Raw genomic sequence first — 19,611 nt, forward strand, 5'->3', positions numbered from 1 at the left:
TATAGATCGTCAAACACGGGCCATGGCTGGCCGGGGGAGCAAGCGATAGTCGGTTAACTTCCTTGCGCATGAGCGCTTGAAGGAAATCAGTCTAAAAACACCTGACCATCATTCGATGGATTTTGCTAGCCTCAAAGGTGTAGGCGAAGACGCAGACTGATGCGCAAGCGGATAGCAAGGGGACGTGGGGCGCGTTCCGAAGGGTACACGGTTAGAAAGATCTCCGCGCTGAGATCCAGCCCTTATGCCGTGTGAGGCAGCAAAGCACCGCTCTTTTTCCATGGTTGCTTTTGTACTGTGAGAGGCCCGATAAACCTTGTAAGCCAGAGACCAGCACTGGCCGCCTACTCGAACACCAAAGCCCGCATTGCTGCGGGCTTTGTCGTTGTTGCAGGGTCAGATTTTGCTCAGCGCGTACGCCAGATCGGCGCGCAGGTCTTCGAGATCTTCGACCCCCACTGACAGACGCACCAGGCCGTCGCCGATGCCCAGTTTGGCGCGGGTTTCAGCAGGAATGGTCGCGTGGGTCATGATCGCCGGATGCTCGATCAGGCTTTCAACGCCGCCCAGACTCTCCGCCAGGGCGAAGATCTTCACGTTTTCCAGAAAGCGCCGTGCGCCCTCCAGATCACTGTTCAGATCCACCGAGATCATCCCGCCAAAACCATGCATCTGCCGCTTGGCCAACTCGTGCTGCGGGTGCGACGGCAGGCCTGGGTAGTAGACGCGTTTGACCTGCGGCTGCTGCTCCAGCCACTTGGCCAGTTCCAGCGCGTTGCTGCAATGACGCTCCATGCGCAGCGCCAGGGTCTTGACCCCGCGCAGGGTCAGGAACGCGTCGAACGGGCCGGAAATCGCGCCGACCGCGTTCTGCAGGAAGCCGAGTTTGTCCGCGAGTTCGGCATTCTGCCCAACCACTGCGATACCACCGATCACGTCGGAGTGACCATTCAGGTACTTCGTGGTCGAGTGCAGCACGATGTCGAAACCCAGCTCCAGCGGGCGCTGAATGTACGGGCTGGCGAAGGTGTTGTCGGCAACGCTGATGATCCCGCGTGCGCGGCAGATGCGCGCAATCGCGGCCAGATCCGACAGGCTCAGCAGCGGGTTGGTCGGCGACTCGACAATCACCAGACGGGTGTCGTCCTGCAGCGCCGCTTCGAACGCCGCCAGGTCAGTCAGATCGACGTAGCTGAAGCGATGCCCGGCACTGCGCTGACGGACCTTGTCGAACAGGCGGAACGTGCCGCCGTACAAGTCATTGCCGGAGATCACGTGCGAGCCGGCATCGATCAGTTCGAGCACGGTGGAAATCGTCGCCAGCCCGGAAGCGAACGCGAAGGCGCGGGTGCCACCTTCCAGATCCGCCACGCAACGCTCCAGGGCAAAACGCGTCGGGTTGTGCGAGCGCCCGTAGTCGAAGCCCTTGTGCACGCCGGGGCTGTCTTGCAGGTACGTCGAGTTGGCGTAGATCGGCGGCATCAGCGCGCCGGTGGTCGGGTCCGGCGCTTGCCCGGCGTGGATCACCCGGGTCGCGAAGCCTTGGGATTTATCGTCGTGCTGACTCATGCGAGGGATCTCCGTAATTGGTTGAGCATGTCGGTGCGGGTAATCAGGCCGTGGAAGCCCGAAGCATCGGCGATGATCGCGACGAGGCCGCGACTGAGCACCGCTTCCAGCTCGGCGAGGTTGGCACCGGGGGCGAGGGTTTGCAATTTGTCGGTCATCACGCTGGAGACTGATTGACTGAAGCGCGCGGCATCCTCGTGCACCGGCAGCAGGATGTCCGACTCGTCGATCACGCCGACCAGTTGTTTGCCTTCAACCAGCACCGGCAATTGCGAAACATCCGCCAGGCGCATGCGCTGGAACGCGGTCAGCAGGGTGTCGTCGGGGCCGACGCTGATCACGCGGCCATCTTCGAAGCGCCGGGCGATCAGATCGCGCAGGTCGCCATAGCGTTTGCGCTGCAACAGGCCCTGATCGGTCATCCACTGGTCGTTGTAGACCTTCGACAGATAGCGCGTGCCGGTGTCGCAGACGAAGCTGACCACGCGTTTCGGCTCGGTCTGTTCGCGGCAATAACGCAGCGCGGCGGCGAGCAGGGTGCCGGTCGACGAGCCACCGAGAATGCCTTCGGCACGCAGCAACTGGCGGGCGTGGTCGAAGCTTTCTTCGTCGCTGATCGAGTAGGCGTGGCGCACGCTGGTGAGGTCGGTGATCGAAGGAATGAAATCTTCGCCGATGCCTTCCACCGCCCACGAACCGGGCGTCGGCATGGTGCCGTCACGGCTGTACTGAGCCATCACCGAACCCACCGGGTCGGCAAGGACCATTTGCAGATCCGGCTGTACCCGTTTGAAGAAGCGGCTCAGCCCGGTCAGCGTGCCGGCGGAACCGACGCCGACCACGATCGCGTCCAGATCATGCTCGGTCTGGGCCCAGATCTCCGGCGCGGTGCTGCACTCGTGTGCCAGCGGGTTGGCGGGGTTGTTGAACTGGTCGGCGAAGAACGCGCCGGGAATGTCTTTCGCCAGTCGTGCGGCCACGTCCTGGTAATACTCGGGGTGGCCCTTGCCGACGTCCGAGCGAGTGATGTGCACTTCGGCACCCATGGCTTTCAAGTGCAGGACTTTCTCGGTGGACATCTTGTCCGGGACTACCAGCACCACGCGGTAGCCTTTGGCCCGGCCGACCAGCGCCAGACCCAGACCGGTGTTGCCGGCGGTGGCCTCGACGATGGTGCCACCCGGTTGCAGGCGCCCGTCGCGTTCAGCGGCATCGATCATCGCCAGACCGACGCGGTCCTTGATCGAGCCGCCGGGGTTTTGTGATTCCAGTTTGAGAAACAGTGTGCAGAGGCCGGTATCGAAGCGGGTAACTTGTACCAGCGGCGTATTGCCGATCAGCCCAAGTACGGCAGGGCGTGAATCCTTTGACATTTCTTCACCTCTTGTAGTGGTGTTGATCGCGTTCCATTCGCGGGGAAAAGCTCGCGTGCAACATAGGCTCAGACATGATCTGTCGCAACCTTTAACCAGCCGCTGCGCCAGCCATTTCGATCTAACCATAGAACAGAATCGCAGCCTGTAACGGCGCGGTTTCAGAGGGTTTACATCAAGGCGCCATCGAGTATTGAAAGGGCGTCGTGCGCTTCGCCTGCAGCTTGATCTGCGGATGAATATCCTGCAGGGCAAACCGTGTTTTCAGCGGAAAAACAGCTCACATTTGATCATGAGAGAAACTCGTGATCATCAAGATTAAAATGAGTTTGTCTCACTAGTGCCCGATCCTGACAATGACCGCCATCAACAAGACATTGGAGTTGTTTGTCATGGCACTGGCCCATTCCCTCGGATTTCCGCGCATCGGTCGCGACCGCGAACTGAAAAAAGCGCAAGAGGCGTTCTGGAAAGGAGAACTGAACGAGGCCGGCCTGCGTGAAGTGGGTCGTGAATTACGCAAGGCCCACTGGGACCTGCAGAAAAACGCCGGCATCGAGCTGCTGCCGGTAGGCGATTTCGCCTGGTACGACCAGGTGCTGACCCATTCGCTGATGTTCGGCGTGGTTCCCGAGCGCTTCCGTCCGCATGACGGCAAGGCCAGCCTGCAAACCTTGTTCGGCATGGCCCGTGGTGTCAGCGACAGTTGCTGCGGCGGTGCCCATGCGCAGGAAATGACCAAGTGGTTCGACACCAACTACCATTATCTGGTCCCGGAATTCAGCGCCGATCAACAGTTTCAGCTCGGCTGGGAACAGTTGTTCGAAGAAGTTGAAGAGGCCCGCGCACTGGGGCATAGCGTCAAACCGGTGATCATCGGCCCACTGACTTATCTGTGGCTGGGCAAGGCCAAAGGCGCCGAGTTCGACAAGCTGGAATTGCTTGATCGCCTGCTGCCGCTGTACGGGCAGATCTTCGCGCGCCTCGCCGCCCTTGGTGTGGAATGGGTGCAGATCGACGAACCGATTCTGGTGCTCGACCTGCCGCAGGAATGGAAGAACGCTTTCGAGCGTGCGTACAACCAGATCCAGCGTGATCCTCTGAAAAAACTGCTCGCTACCTACTTCGGTGGTCTGGAAGAAAACCTCGGCCTGGCCGCCAATCTGCCAGTTGATGGCCTGCACATCGATCTGGTGCGTGCAGCGGAACAGTATCCGACCATCCTTGATCGCCTGCCGGCCTACAAAGTGCTGTCGTTGGGTGTGGTCAACGGTCGCAACGTCTGGCGCTGCGATCTGGAAAATGCGCTGGCGACGTTGCAGCATGCGCATGAACGTCTGGGGGATCGGCTGTGGGTCGCGCCGTCCTGCTCGCTGCTGCACAGCCCGGTGGATTTGGGCCGCGAAGACCAGCTCGATGCCGAGCTGAAAAGCTGGTTGGCGTTTGCCGTGCAGAAGTGCGAAGAAGTCGCCGTGCTGGCGCAGGCGGTCAACGAGCCGGAGGCGCCGAAAGTGCTCCGCGCGTTGGCCCAAAGCCGCTCGGTACAGACCAGCCGCGCCGCCTCGCCGCGTATTCACAAACCGGCAGTGCAGGCCCGTGTGGCGGCCATTACCGCGCAAAACAGCCAGCGCCAGTCGCCGTTTACCCAGCGCATCGCCAAGCAGCGCGCCGGCCTAGATCTGCCGCTGTTCCCGACCACCACTATCGGTTCGTTCCCGCAAACTGCGTCGATCCGCCTGGCGCGTCAGTCGTTCAAGCAAGGCAAACTGAGCGAAGCCGAATACACCGAAGCCATGTACAGCGAGATCCGTCACGCCGTGCAAATCCAGGAGCAACTGGGCCTCGACGTGCTGGTGCACGGTGAAGCCGAGCGCAACGATATGGTCGAGTACTTTGCCGAGCAACTCGACGGCTACGTGTTCACCCGTTTCGGCTGGGTGCAGAGCTACGGTTCGCGTTGCGTGAAACCGGCGGTGATCTTCGGCGACCTGAGCCGCCCGCACGCCATGACCGTGGACTGGATTCGCTACGCCCAGGGCCTGACCGACAAGGTGATGAAAGGCATGCTGACCGGACCTGTGACCATGCTGATGTGGTCGTTCCCCCGCGAAGACGTGTCTCGTGAAGTGCAGGCACGGCAGCTGGCGCTGGCGATCCGTGATGAAGTGGTGGATCTGGAAGCCGCCGGGATCAAGATCGTGCAGATCGACGAAGCCGCATTCCGCGAAGGCCTGCCGCTGCGCCGCGCGCAATGGCAGCACTATCTGGACTGGGCCACCGAAGTTTTCCGTTTGTGCGCGTCGGGTGTGCGTGACGAAACGCAGATTCACACGCACATGTGCTACAGCGAATTCAACGATGTGATCGAGTCTATCGCGGCGATGGATGCCGACGTGATCACCATCGAAACCTCGCGCTCGGACATGGAATTGCTCGATGCCTTTGAAGCATTCGACTACCCGAACGAGATCGGCCCGGGCGTCTACGACATCCACTCGCCTCGCGTTCCAGATGCTTCGGAGATGGCCGATCTTCTGCGCAAAGCGGCTCAGCGAGTTCCGGCCGAGCGGTTGTGGGTCAACCCGGATTGCGGTCTGAAAACCCGTGGCTGGCCGGAGACTGAAGCGGCGCTGGTGCACATGGTTGCCGCCGCCCGGCAACTGCGCAAAGAACTGGCCTGAGGAGACAAGCACGAAACCCTGTGGGAGGGAGCCTGCTCGCGAAGGCGGCGTGTCAGTCGAATAATGTTTCGCTGATACACCGCTTTCGCGAGCAGGCTCGCTCCCACAATGGGATTAGTGATCAGTCAGTGCCGGCTCATCAAGCCGTGAAGTACACCGAGGCGTAGCCCCGGTTCCGACGGCGCCATCTGCGAAATGCCGAATACCTTGAACGCCGCCAACATCAGCACCAGCCCTCCAGGGAGGATGCTCTGGCGGTGCGGCTGCAAGCCTGCCAGCTTCAATTGCTGGACGTTCTTCACCTTCAGCAGCAACAGCGACAAACGCAACAGTCCGCCATAGGTAATGCCGTCCTGGCCGAAGTCATTGAGCCGATTGGCCTTGAGCACTTTCGCCAGCATCCGCGCCGTGCCCGACGAGCCGATGGTTTGCTGCCAGCCCTGCGCGCGATAGCGACGGGCGACTTTTTCGAATTGCAGGATCGCCACGCGCTCGGCTTCTTGCAGTGCGCCGGGCGCGATGCGTCCGTCAGGGAAATAGTGTGCGCCCAGGGTGCCGCTGCCGATGGCGATGCTTTCGGTGAGCAGCGGTTGGGAACCCTGGCCGAGAATCAGCTCGGTGGAACCACCACCGATGTCGACCACCAGACGCATGTCTTCTGCATCTGGCAGCGAATGAGCGACGCCGGCATACACCAGTTGCGCCTCTTCATGGCCCGAAATGACGTCGATACGAAACCCCAGATGGCGTTCGGCACTGTGCAGAAACAACTGCGCATTGTCGGCCTCGCGTACCGCGCTGGTTGCCACTGCCCGCACCTTGCCGGCCTCGAATCCGCGCAGTTTCTTGCCGAACCGCGCCAATGCCTGCCAACCTCGATCCAGTGCCATTTCGTCCAGAGCACCGCCGTCGAAGCCTTCGGCCAGTCGCACCGGTTCACGCAGGGTTTTGACTTCCTGAATCATCAAGCCTTTTCGACTGCGAACCGACTGGCCGATCATCAGGCGAAACGCATTCGAGCCCAAGTCGATAGCGGCAAACAGCGAGGCGTCTTCTTTCATGGGAATCCCTGCAAACATCCGTCGAAGGCTCAAGACGGTTTGCGAGGATTCTGCGATGCGCTTGATGACATCCTGATGACGGGGCAGGGGCGGTTCGGTGAATTGTTGACTGTCATGACTCTGTCATTATCCGGTGACTATCCTGACCCCAATACATCGCGTGTTCTTAAAGTTTTTGCTGCCTCTTCTGGCAGCTTTTTTTTGCCTGAAATTCGGCATGTTTCCCCCAAACCGACACCAAACCCTGTAGGAGCTGCCGCAGGCTGCGATCTTTTGATTTTGGTTTTTACAAACAAAAGCAAGATCAAAAGATCGCAGCCTGCGGCAGCTCCTACAGGGTTATGTCAGCAGGTTTGCGGAGTGTATTTGCAATTGTCCGTGAGGGTTGGCTAATATACGTTACATATACACTTCGTATCGGATTCGGATATGGGCATCGTAAAGATTTCAGAAGACATGCACGAGAACCTGCGTATCTCCAGCACCGCGCTCAGCCGCTCGATCAACGCGCAGGCCGAGCACTGGATGCGCATCGGCATGCTCGCCGAGCTGCACCCCAACCTCGACCACAGCGCCATTTGCCGCTTGCTGATCCGCGCCGAACAGAACGGCGGGCTGGATCTGCATCAACTGACTCAGGAAGCCGTCAGCGCATGAGAAACCAGATCAAGATCAATACCCCCGCCGAAATCGCCCAGTCGCGGGCTGCCGGCAAGCTCGCCGCCGAAGTGCTGGCAATGCTGGTGCCGCATGTGAAGGCCGGGGTGACTACCGATGAGCTGGACCGGTTGTGCAACGATTACATCGTCAACGTGCAGAAGGCGATTCCGGCCAACGTCGGTTATCACGGTTTTCCGAAAACCGTCTGCGCTTCGGTCAACGACGTGGTGTGCCACGGCATCCCGTCGGGCACACCGCTGAAAGACGGCGACATCGTCAACCTCGACATCGCGGTGCTCAAGGATGGCTGGTTCGGCGACACCAGCCGCATGTACGTGGTCGGCGAGACGACGCCTGAGGCGCAGCACCTGATCAACACCACTTACGACGCCATGTGCGCGGGTATCCGCATGGTGCGCCCCGGCGCCACATTGGGCGACATCGGCCATGCGATCCAGAGCCTGGCGGAGAAAGAAGGTTTCAGTGTGGTGCGTGAATACTGCGGGCATGGCATCGGCAAGGTTTACCACGACGAGCCGCAGATCCTGCATTACGGTTTCCCCAATCAGGGCATGAAACTCAAGGCGGGGATGATTTTCACCGTCGAGCCGATGCTCAATGCCGGCAAGCGCCATGTGAAGAACATGCCGGATGGCTGGACGGTGCTGACCAAGGATGGTTCGCTGTCGGCGCAGTGGGAACATATGGTCGCGGTGACCGAGACAGGCTTCGAAATCCTCACCGCCTGGCCGGACGAGATCGAAGGATTCACCCCGATCAACTGAGTGGCCCCGTTGAAATGCAATCTCATGTAGGAGCTGCCGCAGGCTGCGATCTTTTGATCTTTGAAAAGCACAATCAAAAGATCGCAGCCTGCGGCAGCTCCTATACGGATTCTCAGTGTGAACCGGCGGCTTTGTTGAGGTCGCTTTCAGCCCATTCGGTGTAGACACAGGCGTCCGCCGTAGCCCAGCGCACTCGCACCGGGTCGCCAGCCTTGAGCGGCATGCCGGCGGCGGACAACGCTTTCACCGTCATCGAAGTACCGCCCGAAGTCACCACGCTGCAGGTCTGGCTCTCGCCAAGAAACAACACCTCCACCACCTGCGCCGACACCTCATTCCAACCTGCTGCCAGCGGCTCGTCGCTCGCCTGTTGCACACTCAGCGCCACCGCCTTTTCCGGGCGCACCATCAGCAGTACATCCTGATCGGTGTGCAATCCAGCGGTCAGACGAATCGACAATGACTGTCCTTCAAACGAAGCCGCTGCATTGCCCTGCGCCTTGAGCTTGAGGAAGTTCGAGTTGCCGAGGAACGACGCGACAAACGCGTTCGGCGGATTCTGATACAGGTCATACCCGCTGCCCAGGCCAACAATCTTGCCGTGACTGAAAATCGCAATGCGCTGCGACAGGCGCATGGCTTCTTCCTGATCGTGGGTCACGTAGACGATGGTGATGCCCAGGCGCCGATGCAGCTGGCGCAGTTCATCCTGCAAGTCTTCACGCAGTTTTTTGTCCAGCGCACCGAGGGGTTCGTCCATCAGCAGAATGCGTGGCTCGTAGACCAGCGCCCGGGCGATGGCAACGCGTTGCTGTTGCCCGCCAGAGAGTTGCGAAGGGCGGCGATGGGCGAATTGTTCGAGCTGCACCAGTTTCAACATCGCATCGACGCGTTTGTCACGCTCGGCGGCGGCGAGTTTGCGGATCGCCAGCGGGAAGGCGATGTTGTCGCGCACCGACAGATGCGGGAACAGCGAATAGCGCTGGAACACCATGCCGATGTCGCGCTTGTGCGGCGGCACATTGACCAGCGACTGACCGTTGACCAGGATCTCGCCGCTACTGGGGGTTTCGAACCCGGCGAGCATCGACAGCGTGGTGCTTTTGCCCGAGCCGCTGGAGCCGAGGAAGGTCAGGAACTCGCCGTCCTTGATGTCCAGCGAAATGTTGTCGACGGCGGCAAAGTCGCCGTAGTGCTTGTTCAGATTGCGCAGGCTGACCAGGGGTTTGTCGTTCTGCTGGGATGCGTCTTTGATCACGGCACTCATGTCGTACTCCTGGGCGCTCAGGCGCTGATTTCGTTGCGCCGGCGCAGCGCGGCGGCGATCACCATGACCAATACCGACAGGCCGATCAGCAGCGTCGAAGCGACGGCGATCACCGGGGTCAGGTCCTGGCGCAGGGTGGTCCACATTTTCACGGGAAGGGTTTGCAGGGTCGGGCTGGCCATCATCACGCTGAGCACCACTTCGTCCCACGACACCAGAAAGGCGAAGAGGGCGCCGGCGACCATACCCGGACGGATCGCCGGGAACGTCACCTTGAACACTGCTTGCAGGCGGGAGGCGCCGCAGATCACCGCCGCGTCTTCAATCGACTGATCGAACAGCTTCAGCGAGTTGATGATCGAGATGATGGTGAACGGCAGCGCGACGATCACATGGCTGACAACGAACGCAAACATCGTCCCGGTGTAACCGAGCTTGAGAAACAGCGCGTACACCGCCACGGCGATGATCACCAGCGGCACGATCATCGGCAGGGTGAACAGGCCGTAGAGCATTTCCCGGCCGGGAAAACGCCCGCGCACCAACGCAAAGGCGGTTGGCAGACCGAGGGCCACGGCGCAGATCGTGGTCAGCACGGCAACCTTGAGGCTGGCTGCCGCAGCGTTCATCCAGTCGGCGTTGGAGAAGAACTGGCCGTACCATTTCAGCGTCCAGCCCGGCGGCGGGAACACCAGCCACTGCGACGAGCCGAACGACAGCAGGACGATGAACACGATCGGCAACAGCAGGAACAGACCGATCAGCCCGGTGGTTGCATACAAGCCGAAACGCATCCGGCGGCTCATGGCATTGGGAGTCAGGAGCATCTCGGCTTACCTCGCGTTGCTGGCGCCAACCGGGGATTCCGGCTGAAGCTTCAGGTAGAAGTAGAACAGCACCAGCGTGATCGCGATCAGCAACGCGGCGCCGGCACTGGCCAGGCCCCAGTTGAGGAACGATTGCACCTGCTGAATGATGAACTCCGGCAGCATCATGTTCTGCGCCCCGCCGAGCAGCGCCGGGGTGACGTAGTAACCGAGCGACATCACGAACACCATCAACCCGCCAGACGCCAGGCCCGGCCGGCACAGCGGCAGGAACACCCGGAAGAAATTGGTCCACGGGCTGGCGCCGCAGATCGAACCGGCCTGCAGAATCATCGGGTCGATGGCCTGCATGGTCGCCTGCAACGGCAGGACGATGAACGGGATCATGATGTAGCTCATCCCGATCACCACGCCGGTCAGGTTGTGCACCATTTCCAGCGGCTGATCGATGATGCCCAGCGCCATCAAAGCCTTGTTGATCACCCCCGAGGCCTGGAGCAATACCAGCCACGAATAGGTGCGGGCGAGCAGGCTGGTCCACATCGACAGCAGTACGATGTTGAGGATCCAGCGGCCCCAGCCGCGCGGCACCAGGGTGATCGCCCAGGCCAGTGGAAAGCCCAGCAACAGGCTGAAAATCGTCACCAGCCCGGCCACCGAGAAGGTGTTGAGCAGCACCCGCGCATACGCCGAGTTGGCGAACAGTTGTTCATAGTTGCCAAGGCCCGGGGTAGGTTCGAGCACGCCGCGCAACAGCAGGCCAATCAACGGCGCCAGGAAGAATAAACCGAGGAACAATAGTGCCGGGGTGAGATTGCCGGCACCTTTCCAGCGTTGTCTGAGGGAGGAGGGCGAGCCAGCAACGCCGGTGGCGCTCCCGGTCACCGTTGCAGGACGGGGCGCAGTGGCCGCCATTTTCATTTGACCAGCCATTCGTTCCACCGTGTCGCGATGGCTTGACCGTTCTTGGCCCAGTACGCGAAATCAAGAGTGATCTGATCCTTGGCGTAAGCCGTCGGCAGGTTCGGGGCCAGCACCGAGTCCAGGCGCGCCACGCTGTCGACGTTGACCGGGGCGTAGGCGGTCAGGTTGGAGAAGTCGGCCTGGCCTTTGGCACTGCTGGCGTTGGCCAGAAACTTCATCGCCGCGTCCTTGTTTTTCGAGCCTTTTGGAATCACCAGAATGTCGGCCATGACCAGGTTCTGTTTCCAGCTCACACCGACGGGTGCGCCGTCTTCCTGCAGGGCGTGAATCCGGCCGTTCCAGAACTGGCCCATGCTCGCTTCACCGGAGGCCAGCAGTTGCTGCGACTGCGCGCCGCCGCCCCACCAGACGATGTCTTTCTTGATGGTGTCGAGTTTCTTGAAGGCGCGATCCAGATCCAGCGGGTAGAGCTTGTCAGCCGCTACGCCGTCGGCCAGCAGCGCCAGTTCGAGCACGCCGGGGCTCGGCCATTTGTACAGGGCGCGTTTGCCGGGGTAGGTCTTGGTGTCGAACAGCGCGGTCCAGTCTTGCGGCTTGGCAGCGCCGAGCTTGCCTTCGTTGTAGCCGAGGACGAAGGAGAAGAAGAACGAGCCGACGCCGTAGTCGCTGACGAAACGCGGGTCGATCTTGTCGCGCTGGATGACTTTGAAATCGAGGGGTTCGAGCAGGCCTTCAGCGGCGGCGCGCAGGGCGAAATCGGCTTCGACATCGACCACGTCCCATTGCACGTTGCCGCTTTCGACCATGGCCTTGAGTTTGCCGTAGTCGGTCGGGCCGTCCTGCACCACGGTGATGCCGCTGGCCTTGCTGAACGGATCGGCCCAGGCCTGTTTCTGCGCATCCTGGGTGCTACCGCCCCAGCTGACGAAGTTCACGCTTTCGGCGGCCATTGCAGCCTGGCCGGTCACGCTCAGCAGTCCCGCAAGAAATATTGCGGTTGCAGCTTTGTTCAACACCATTTTCACGCCCTCATTGTTGTGTTTTTGAGCGGGCTTTGCGTTGTTGCCCGCCTGTCGGGAGCAGTAGCAGGACGGTTTTTCAGATCGTCCGGTCTATGGAATATCATATTATGGTATTCCAAACTTTGTGCAAGCACTTTGCCTTACCGGTTATCTGGCGAAGCTGTTTTTTTGACCGCTGAAGGATTTTCGATAGGTAAAGAATTGTGGCGAGGGAGCTTGCTCCCGCTGGGTTGCGAAGCGACCCTGGCATTTCTAAAGAGCTGAGGCCTGCTGCGCAGTCCAGCGGGAGCAAGCTCCCTCGCCACAGGAAATCACCTGTGTCTGGGAGTTATTCGGTGAAGGGGATGCTCTCCACCACCTCCAGGTCATACCCGGTCAACCCGGCATATTTGAGCGGCGGCCCCAGATGCCGCAGCTTGCCCACCCCCAGGTTCTGCAGAATCTGCGCCCCGGTGCCCACCTCCGAATAAATCCGCGATTGCGAACGGCTGAACTGCCTAGGCGGCTGAGTCAATTGCGGCACGCGCTCGAGCAACGCCTGCGACGATTCATGATTGGCCAGCACCACCACAACGCCATGACCTTCCGCCGCGACCCGTTGCAACGCCGCCCACAGCGTCCAGTTGCTTGGCCCGCTGTACTCGGCGCCGACCAGATCACGCAGCGGATCGATCACATGCACGCGCACCAGCGTCGGTTCCTCGCGGCGCAGATCGCCCATCACCATCGCCATATGCACGCCACCCTCAATGCGATCTTCGAAAGTGATCAAGCGGAAGGTGCCATGCACCGTCGGCAGCTCGCGTTCGCCGATACGTTCGATGGTGTGCTCGGTGCTGAGTCGATAGTGGATCAGGTCGGCGATGGTGCCGATCTTGATCCCGTGCTTGCGCGCGAACATTTCCAGATCCGGACGCCGGGCCATGGTGCCGTCGTCGTTCATCACCTCGACGATCACCGAGGCCGGGGTGAAACCGGCGAGGCGGGCGAGGTCGCAGCCAGCCTCGGTGTGGCCGGCGCGGGTCAGCACGCCGCCTTCCTTGGCGCGCAGCGGGAAGATGTGCCCAGGCTGCACGAGGTCTTCGGCGCGGGCGTCTTTGGCCACGGCAGCCGCGACCGTCCGCGCGCGGTCAGCCGCAGAAATGCCAGTAGTCACGCCGACCGCCGCTTCAATCGACACGGTAAACGCGGTGCTGAACACGCTGCCATTGCTCGGCACCATCTGCTCAAGGCCCAGGCGTTGGCAGTGTTCGTCGGTCAACGTCAGGCAGATCAACCCGCGCGCTTCACGGGCCATGAAGCTGATGGTCTCGGGCGTGCAGCAGTCGGCGGCCAGCAGCAGGTCGCCTTCGTTTTCCCGATCTTCGTCATCGACCAGCAGGACCATTTTGCCGAGGCGATAATCTTCGAGGATTTCTTCGATGCTGTTGAAGGCCATGCTGGACTCTCAGGGTTGGTTGCAAATAATATTGGTATACCATAATACAAAATCAACAAAGAGGTCACTATGAAGGCGTACTGGATTGCCCACGTGGATGTCGACGATGCCGAGCACTACAGCCAATACACCCAGCGCGCACCGGCAGCCTTCGCCGCGTTCGGCGCGAAATTTCTGGCCCGGGGCGGACGCAGCGAAGCGCTGGAGGGCAGGGCTACTCCTCAGCGTAGCGTGGTGATCGAATTCGAGAGCTACGAGCAGGCGCTGGCGTGCTACCACTCGGCGGCGTATCAGAAGGCGAAACGTTATCGCGAGGAATGGGCGAGGGCAGAAATCATCATCGTCGAGGGCCTGGCGCCGTAACCCCTGTAGGAGCTGCCGCAGGCTGCGATCTTTTGATGTTGATTCTAAAAACAAGATCAAAAGATCGCAGCCTGCGGCAGCTCCTACAGGGATTTTGGGGTGTGAGGGAATATGGGGCACCGGCAGGGTGGGATGTGATCAGCGGATAAAGTGGATCTTGCCGCTGTCATCATTGCCCATGTAGATCCCATACACCCCGGCCTGACGCTCCTCGATATAGCGCTCGAGAATCTGCCGGATCGCCGGGTAATAGATCTGCTCCCACGGAATGTCCTCGGGGGCGAAGAACTTGTAGTCCATGGTCTCAGGGCCGAACTGCCCGGTGATCTCCAGCGCGATGGCGCGGAAGATGATGTACACCTCGCTGATCTTCGGCACGCTGAAAATCGAATACGGCGAGACGATTTCCGCGCGCACGCCGCTTTCTTCCCAGACTTCACGCAGCGCCGCCTGCTCGGTGGTTTCGCCGCTTTCCATGAAGCCGGCGGGCAGGGTCCAGGTGCCCGGGCGCGGTGGGATCGCCCGTTGGCACAAGAGGTATTTGCCGTCCTGCTCGATGATGCAGCCGGCGATGATCTTCGGATTGACGTAGTGGATGTAGCCGCAACCGCGGCACATCAGGCGCTCGTGCGTATCGCCCGGCGGTACCTGCTGACCGAGGTCAGGGCCACCGCATTTCGGGCAAAAGCTCGGGCTGAACATGTCAGTGACCTATGCGCGGTTCTTTCAGCGCGATCGGCAGGGTGATGTTCGGCGTGGCGCCGGTCTCTTCCTGTTTGCGCTTGAGGTAGTCGAGGGCCACGGCGGCGGCCGCGCGTACGTGATCGACGCAGGCCTGATGCGCCGCCAGTGGATCGCCGCTCTTGATCGCCTCAACCATTTTTTCCATCTCGTGGTTACTCGCGCCGCGCCGGTTTTCCTGGGACACCGAGGTCGCCCGCAGGTAGCTGATGCGCGCCTGCAACTGGCGCAATTGAGTGGCCGCAACGTGGTTGCCCGAGCCTTCGAGCAGCACGTCGTAGAAGCCCTGTACCGAGTCGATCACCTGCTGCAGTTCGCCGTCCTTGAGCGCCTTGCGGTTCTCGTCGAGGGCTTTTTCCAGGGCCTTGATGTCCTTGGCCTTGGCACGCAGGGTGAACAGCTGGACGATCAGGCCTTCGAGCACGCAGCGCAGCTCATAGATGTCGACTGCATCGGCGAGGGTGATGATCGCCACCCGTGGGCCTTTGGCATCGGCGAACTCGACCAGGCCTTCAGACTCCAGGTGACGCAGGGCTTCGCGCACCGATGTGCGGCTGACACCGAGGCGATCGCACAGATCGCGTTCGACCAGACGATCGCCGGGCATGAGCTGGAAATTCATGATCGCGCTGCGCAGTTTATCCAGCACGATTTCGCGCAGGGTAACGGGGTTGCGATTGACCTTGAAGCTGTCGTCGAGTGGCTGGCGTTTCATGGGGTCCGCTCTTGAAGTTGGCTGTCCATGCCAGACGGGCATCTAAACAGCCGAGGGGTTAACTGGAGGCCTCGGCGTCGGCTTCGGCGAAGGCTTCACGGGCGAGCCGGAAACTGTCCACGGCTGCCGGGACGCCGCAATAAATACCGACCTGAAGCAGAATTTCGCGTATTTGCTCACGACTCAGGCCGTTACGCAAGGCGCCGCGCACATGCAGCTTGAGTTCGTGCGGGCGGTTGAGCGCCGAGATCATCGCCAGGTTGATCATGCTGCGCTCCTTGAGCGACAAACCCTCGCGCCCCCAGACATGGCCCCAGCAATATTCGGTGACCATTTCCTGCAGCGGGCGGGTGAAGTCGTCGGCGTTCTCGATCGAGCGCTGCACATAGGCTTCGCCCAGCACCTGGGTGCGGATCTTCAGGCCTTTTTCGTACTTTTCGTTAATCATCATGCCTCCAATTCCCCCCTGTAAGAGCTGCCGCAGGCTGCGATCTTTTGATCTTGCTTGTAAAAATCAAAGTCAAAAGATCGCAGCCTGCGGCAGCTCCTACAGGGATTGTGTTTATCCATCAGGCCAAGGGTGGCAACGGCCCGAGCTTGCCCTTGTGATAAATCATCGGCGTCACCGGTTGCTCGGGCAGGATCAGGTTCTTCACCGCGCCGACAATGATCGCGTGATCACCACCATCGTATTCACGCCACAACTGACACTCGATGATCGCCGTGGCCTTGGCGAGGATCGGGTTACCCAGTTCGCTCAAATGCCATTCGATGCCGTTAGCCTTGTCCTTGCCTTTACCGGCGAAGGCGTAGGCCTCGGCGGTCTGGTCGGCGGACAGCAAATGGATCGCGAATTTCTTGCTGTCGCGCAGCACCGGGTAGGTGTCGGAAGCGTAGTTGGGGCAGAACAGCACCAGCGCCGGATCAATCGACAGCGCACTGAAGGCGCTGGCGGTGATGCCGACGATGGCGCCCTCCGGGTCGAGGGTGGTGACCACCGTGACCCCGGACGGAAACGAGCTCATGACGTCTTTGTAAATGCCGGGTTCGATCATGTCGCAGGACTCCTAGCGCATCACAAACGGATCAGGCATCGGCGCCTGAGAGAGATTGATCCACACCGTTTTCAATTCGGTGTAGGCCAGCACCGAATCGATGCCGCTTTCGCGTCCATAGCCACTGTTCTTGAAGCCGCCGATCGGCGCCATCGCCGACACCGCGCGGTAGGTGTTGACCCAGATGATTCCCGAACGCACATCCCGCGCCAGGCGATGGGCGCGACCCAGATCGCGGGTCCAGATGCCGGCGGCGAGGCCGAATTGCGAGTCGTTGGCGATCGCCAGCGCTTCGGCCTCATCTTTGAAGCGAATCACCGATGCCACCGGGCCGAAGACTTCTTCCTGCATGATCTTCATCGAGTTGCGGTCGCACTCGAACAGCGTCGGCTCGTAGAACCAGCCGTCACCCAGATCGGTGGGTCGCTTGCCGCCGGTGCGCAACCGCGCGCCTTCAGCAATAGCGTCAGCCACCAGACCTTCGACCACCGCCAATTGCTGCGCGGTGGCCATCGGACCCATTTCGCTGTGGTCTTCCTGCGGGTTGCCGATACGGATGCGCTGGGCACGTTCGACCAGGCGGTTGACGAACTCTTCGTAGATTTCGTCCTGCACCAGCAGGCGTGAGCCGGATACGCAGCTCTGGCCCGAGGCGGCGTAGATCCCGGCGATGGCGCCGTTGATCGCGCTGTCCAGATCGGCGTCGGCGAAGATGATGTTCGGCGATTTGCCGCCGAGTTCCAGCGACAGCTTGGCGAAGTTTTCGGCGCTGCTGCGCACCACGTGCCGGGCCGTGGCCGCGCCGCCGGTGAAGGCGATCTTGCGGATCAGCGGATGGCGGGTGAGGGCGGCGCCGGTGCTCGGCCCGTAACCGGTGACAACATTGACCACACCCGGCGGAATCCCGGCTTCGAGGGCCAGACGTGCCAGCTCAAGGATGGTTGCCGAGGCGTGCTCGGACGGCTTGATCACAATGGTGTTGCCGGCGGCGAGGGCCGGGGCCAGTTTGATCGCGGTCAGGTACAGCGGGCTGTTCCACGGAATGATCGCGGCGACCACACCCATCGCCTCGTGCACGGTGTAGGCAAACAGGTCGGGCTTATCCAGCGGCAGGGTGCCGCCTTCGAGCTTGTCGGCCAGGCCTGCGGTGTAGTGGAAGAACTCCGGCAGATAGCCGACCTGACCACGGGTTTCGCGGATCAGTTTGCCGTTGTCGCGGCTTTCCAGCTGCGCCAGTTGTTCCTTGTTTTCTGCGATCAGGTCGCCGAGACGGCGCAGCAGTTTGCCGCGTGCGGTGGCGGTGAGGCCGCGCCAGGCCGGGCTGTCGAAAGCCGTCTGCGCCGCTTGCACGGCGCGTTCGACGTCGGCTTCACCGGCGTCAGGCAGTTCGGCCCAGGCTTGCGCGCTGGCCGGGTTGAGGCTTTCGAAAGTCTTGCCGGAGAGGGCGTCGACCCATTCTCCGCCGATGCACATCTGGAAGCGTGCGAGTGTCATGCAACGATCCCCTTTATATGGTTTTGTCGGGAGTGTGCGTCGTCGAGAAATTCCAGCAGCGTCTGGTTGACCAGGCGCGGCGACTCTACCGGCATCATATGCCGTTGCTCGGGCAGCACCGCAACCTTCGCACCGGGAATGCGCCGGGCCAGTTGCTCGGCCATTTCCGGGGTGGAGCCGGGGTCGAGTTCGCCGGTGGCGATCAGCGTCGGCGCCTGGATGCTGCCGAGGTCGTCGGCGCGGTACATGTCCTGCGTGGCGAACAATTCGTAGGTGGTCAGGTAACCCTGCGGGTCGTTGCCGGCCAGGGTCTGACGAATAGCTGCGATCTGCGCCGGGTTGGCCGCCTGATATTCACGGCTGAACCAGCGTGACAGCGCCGCTTCGGCGTTGGCATCCGGCCCGTGTTCAGCGGCCTGCGCGGTACGGGCGATAACCCCGGCGCGTTGCTCTTCGCTGCGGTTGAACACGCTGTTCAACACCACCAGACTTTGCAGGCGCTGCGGGTAATGCAGGGCAAATGCCCGCGCCACCAGCCCGCCCATGGAGAAACCGATCACCGCTGCCTGGAGCAGATTCAGGTGATCGAGCAGCTCCAGCAACTGATCGGCATAACCGAGCAGGCCGGTGCCGCTGGCCGGGCGCGGGCTGGCGCCATGGCCGAGCATGTCGTAGGCGATCACCCGGTATTGGGCAGACAGGCCAACGATCTGGCCGCCCCACATTTCTTTGTTCAGGCCCACGCCGTGGATCAAGACCACGGGCTGGCCTTGGCCGGTCGCCAGGTAACTGGTGCCAGCCGGGGTGAGTTCAGCGGTGAGCCGAATCATGGAGCGCTCCTGCAATGCCTTTTATTGTGATTACTGGGCTTTTTCGGCGGCCAGTTCTTCCAGATCGATGTAGCGGTTGCCGATGCGCGGGTGCAGGCGGCCACCGTCGGCGCAACCCAGCACCACGACGATTTCGTCGGCACGCGGCGCGTCTTCGATCTGCATTTCCAGGGTGATGTAGTGCGAACGCAGCCCTTCGTCGTCCTTGTGCATCATCGGGATCTGGATCGAAGTGCCCGGGCCGCCGCGCTTGTTGGTGAAGCTCAGGTAGCTCTTAGCTTTGACCGCCTCGCGGTAGTGGTTGCCGAAGCGCAGGGTGTGGATCACCGCCGAGGCGTGTTCGATCTCGCCGTCGGCGCCGACCACTGCCGCTTTGCCGTACGCCTCGATCTTCTCGGCACCGCCGATGATGCTCACCAGACGCTCGACCATCATGGCGCCGAGGTCGGAGCAGTTGGCGCGGATCTGCGGTTTCAGATCCTCGACGAAGCCGTTGCCGACCCACGGGTTCTTCATCACCACGGCCAGGCCAACCATGGTCACTGGCTTGTCAGTGGCCTTGCCACCTTCGATGAAGGTTTCTTCGACATAGCTGACGATCTTGCGAATTTCGAAACTCATGAGCTGCTCCGTAGGGGGATTGAGAGTGTCTTTGCGTCTGATGGTATACCATAATACCGATCGTGCAAGTCCCCCACGCAAGATTTGCCGGATCGATCCGGCGAATGGCAGCGCATTCATCCGCCACCACAATTCCCCCAAACATCATTAACCCCTTTGGGAGCGAGCCTGCTCGCGAATGCGGT

At 61.1% G+C, this 19,611-nt stretch carries 20 protein-coding genes; 5 read left to right on the forward strand and 15 right to left on the reverse strand.

Going from position 1 to position 19,611, the window contains the following annotated elements; genetic code table 11:
• Nucleotides 1–396 precede the first annotated feature (396 nt).
• Both LOY52_RS11430 and LOY52_RS11435 read right to left on the reverse strand, forming a co-directional pair.
• Nucleotides 397–1,569, reverse strand: a complete 1,173-nt coding sequence (locus LOY52_RS11430; RefSeq protein ID WP_258679535.1) for a cystathionine gamma-synthase — start codon at nucleotides 1,567–1,569, stop codon at nucleotides 397–399.
• Nucleotides 1,566–2,942, reverse strand: a complete 1,377-nt coding sequence (locus tag LOY52_RS11435) for a cystathionine beta-synthase (RefSeq protein ID WP_225135284.1) — start codon at nucleotides 2,940–2,942, stop codon at nucleotides 1,566–1,568. The genes LOY52_RS11430 and LOY52_RS11435 overlap by 4 nt, the downstream gene beginning before the upstream one ends.
• A gap of 392 nt (nucleotides 2,943–3,334) precedes the next feature.
• Between LOY52_RS11435 and metE the strand changes: the two genes are divergently transcribed.
• Complete coding sequence (gene metE / locus LOY52_RS11440) at nucleotides 3,335–5,623, forward strand: 5-methyltetrahydropteroyltriglutamate--homocysteine S-methyltransferase (protein WP_258679853.1); 2,289 nt, start codon at nucleotides 3,335–3,337, stop codon at nucleotides 5,621–5,623.
• Nucleotides 5,624–5,748: 125 nt separating this feature from the next.
• On the opposite strand, the gene LOY52_RS11445 is transcribed toward metE, so the two are convergent.
• Nucleotides 5,749–6,684, reverse strand: a complete 936-nt coding sequence (locus LOY52_RS11445; RefSeq protein WP_258679536.1) for a Ppx/GppA family phosphatase — start codon at nucleotides 6,682–6,684, stop codon at nucleotides 5,749–5,751.
• 114 nt (nucleotides 6,685–6,798) lie between these two features.
• On the opposite strand from LOY52_RS11445, the gene LOY52_RS11450 reads away from it, so the two are divergent.
• Genes LOY52_RS11450 through map form a run of 3 tightly spaced genes read left to right on the forward strand, consistent with a single transcriptional unit; the run spans nucleotide 6,799 to nucleotide 8,129 of the window.
• The gene (locus tag LOY52_RS11450; protein WP_258679537.1) at nucleotides 6,799–7,077 is read left to right on the forward strand and encodes a hypothetical protein; all 279 of its coding nucleotides are present in this window, start codon (nucleotides 6,799–6,801) and stop codon (nucleotides 7,075–7,077) included.
• A 36-nt stretch (nucleotides 7,078–7,113) separates the two neighbouring features.
• Nucleotides 7,114–7,341 carry a ParD-like family protein gene (locus tag LOY52_RS11455; protein WP_025111624.1) on the forward strand — a complete coding sequence of 76 codons (228 nt, stop codon included), beginning with the start codon at nucleotides 7,114–7,116 and terminating at the stop codon, nucleotides 7,339–7,341.
• A complete protein-coding gene (gene map / locus LOY52_RS11460; RefSeq protein ID WP_258679538.1) occupies nucleotides 7,338–8,129 on the forward strand; it encodes a type I methionyl aminopeptidase in 792 nt (263 codons plus the stop codon). Before LOY52_RS11455 ends, map begins: the two co-directional genes overlap by 4 nt.
• Nucleotides 8,130–8,241: 112 nt before the next feature.
• On the opposite strand, the gene LOY52_RS11465 is transcribed toward map, so the two are convergent.
• The 5 genes from LOY52_RS11465 to ribBA all read right to left on the reverse strand — a co-directional run bounded on the left by LOY52_RS11465 (nucleotide 8,242) and on the right by ribBA (nucleotide 13,607).
• On the reverse strand, nucleotides 8,242–9,396 hold the full coding sequence (locus tag LOY52_RS11465) for an ABC transporter ATP-binding protein (protein ID WP_258679539.1): 1,155 nt from the start codon (nucleotides 9,394–9,396) through the stop codon (nucleotides 8,242–8,244).
• A gap of 17 nt (nucleotides 9,397–9,413) precedes the next feature.
• Nucleotides 9,414–10,223: an ABC transporter permease gene (locus tag LOY52_RS11470; RefSeq protein ID WP_025111627.1), complete on the reverse strand. Its 810-nt coding sequence runs from the start codon at nucleotides 10,221–10,223 to the stop codon at nucleotides 9,414–9,416.
• A 6-nt stretch (nucleotides 10,224–10,229) separates the two neighbouring features.
• Nucleotides 10,230–11,144, reverse strand: coding sequence for an ABC transporter permease (locus LOY52_RS11475; RefSeq protein WP_258679854.1), 915 nt, complete (start codon nucleotides 11,142–11,144; stop codon nucleotides 10,230–10,232).
• Nucleotides 11,141–12,166: an ABC transporter substrate-binding protein gene (locus LOY52_RS11480; protein WP_258679540.1), complete on the reverse strand. Its 1,026-nt coding sequence runs from the start codon at nucleotides 12,164–12,166 to the stop codon at nucleotides 11,141–11,143. Before LOY52_RS11480 ends, LOY52_RS11475 begins: the two co-directional genes overlap by 4 nt.
• Nucleotides 12,167–12,497: 331 nt before the next feature.
• Nucleotides 12,498–13,607 carry a bifunctional 3,4-dihydroxy-2-butanone-4-phosphate synthase/GTP cyclohydrolase II gene (gene ribBA / locus LOY52_RS11485; RefSeq protein WP_258679541.1) on the reverse strand — a complete coding sequence of 370 codons (1,110 nt, stop codon included), beginning with the start codon at nucleotides 13,605–13,607 and terminating at the stop codon, nucleotides 12,498–12,500.
• A 69-nt stretch (nucleotides 13,608–13,676) separates the two neighbouring features.
• On the opposite strand from ribBA, the gene LOY52_RS11490 reads away from it, so the two are divergent.
• Nucleotides 13,677–13,970 carry a DUF1330 domain-containing protein gene (locus LOY52_RS11490; RefSeq protein ID WP_258679542.1) on the forward strand — a complete coding sequence of 98 codons (294 nt, stop codon included), beginning with the start codon at nucleotides 13,677–13,679 and terminating at the stop codon, nucleotides 13,968–13,970.
• Between the two features lie 138 nt (nucleotides 13,971–14,108).
• Here LOY52_RS11490 and LOY52_RS11495 read toward each other — a convergent pair whose 3' ends face one another.
• The 7 genes from LOY52_RS11495 to LOY52_RS11525 form a co-directional block, all read right to left on the reverse strand.
• A complete protein-coding gene (locus tag LOY52_RS11495; RefSeq protein WP_095136393.1) occupies nucleotides 14,109–14,672 on the reverse strand; it encodes an NUDIX hydrolase in 564 nt (187 codons plus the stop codon).
• 1 nt (nucleotide 14,673) lies between these two features.
• Nucleotides 14,674–15,426, reverse strand: a complete 753-nt coding sequence (locus LOY52_RS11500) for a GntR family transcriptional regulator (RefSeq protein ID WP_007968636.1) — start codon at nucleotides 15,424–15,426, stop codon at nucleotides 14,674–14,676.
• A gap of 58 nt (nucleotides 15,427–15,484) precedes the next feature.
• Entirely contained in the window at nucleotides 15,485–15,874 is a 390-nt protein-coding gene (locus LOY52_RS11505) for a carboxymuconolactone decarboxylase family protein (protein ID WP_258679855.1), read from the reverse strand.
• Nucleotides 15,875–15,995: 121 nt separating this feature from the next.
• Nucleotides 15,996–16,481, reverse strand: a complete 486-nt coding sequence (locus LOY52_RS11510) for a flavin reductase family protein (RefSeq protein ID WP_258679543.1) — start codon at nucleotides 16,479–16,481, stop codon at nucleotides 15,996–15,998.
• Nucleotides 16,482–16,493: 12 nt separating this feature from the next.
• The gene (locus LOY52_RS11515) at nucleotides 16,494–17,975 is read right to left on the reverse strand and encodes an aldehyde dehydrogenase (protein WP_258679544.1); all 1,482 of its coding nucleotides are present in this window, start codon (nucleotides 17,973–17,975) and stop codon (nucleotides 16,494–16,496) included.
• Nucleotides 17,972–18,805: an alpha/beta fold hydrolase gene (locus LOY52_RS11520; protein ID WP_258679545.1), complete on the reverse strand. Its 834-nt coding sequence runs from the start codon at nucleotides 18,803–18,805 to the stop codon at nucleotides 17,972–17,974. Before LOY52_RS11520 ends, LOY52_RS11515 begins: the two co-directional genes overlap by 4 nt.
• A gap of 30 nt (nucleotides 18,806–18,835) precedes the next feature.
• The gene (locus LOY52_RS11525; protein ID WP_065616192.1) at nucleotides 18,836–19,426 is read right to left on the reverse strand and encodes an amino acid synthesis family protein; all 591 of its coding nucleotides are present in this window, start codon (nucleotides 19,424–19,426) and stop codon (nucleotides 18,836–18,838) included.
• Nucleotides 19,427–19,611: the final 185 nt, after the last annotated feature.

Origin of the sequence: Pseudomonas sp. B21-051, from assembly GCF_024748795.1 — a bacterium.
GTDB lineage: Bacteria > Pseudomonadota > Gammaproteobacteria > Pseudomonadales > Pseudomonadaceae > Aquipseudomonas > Aquipseudomonas putida_A.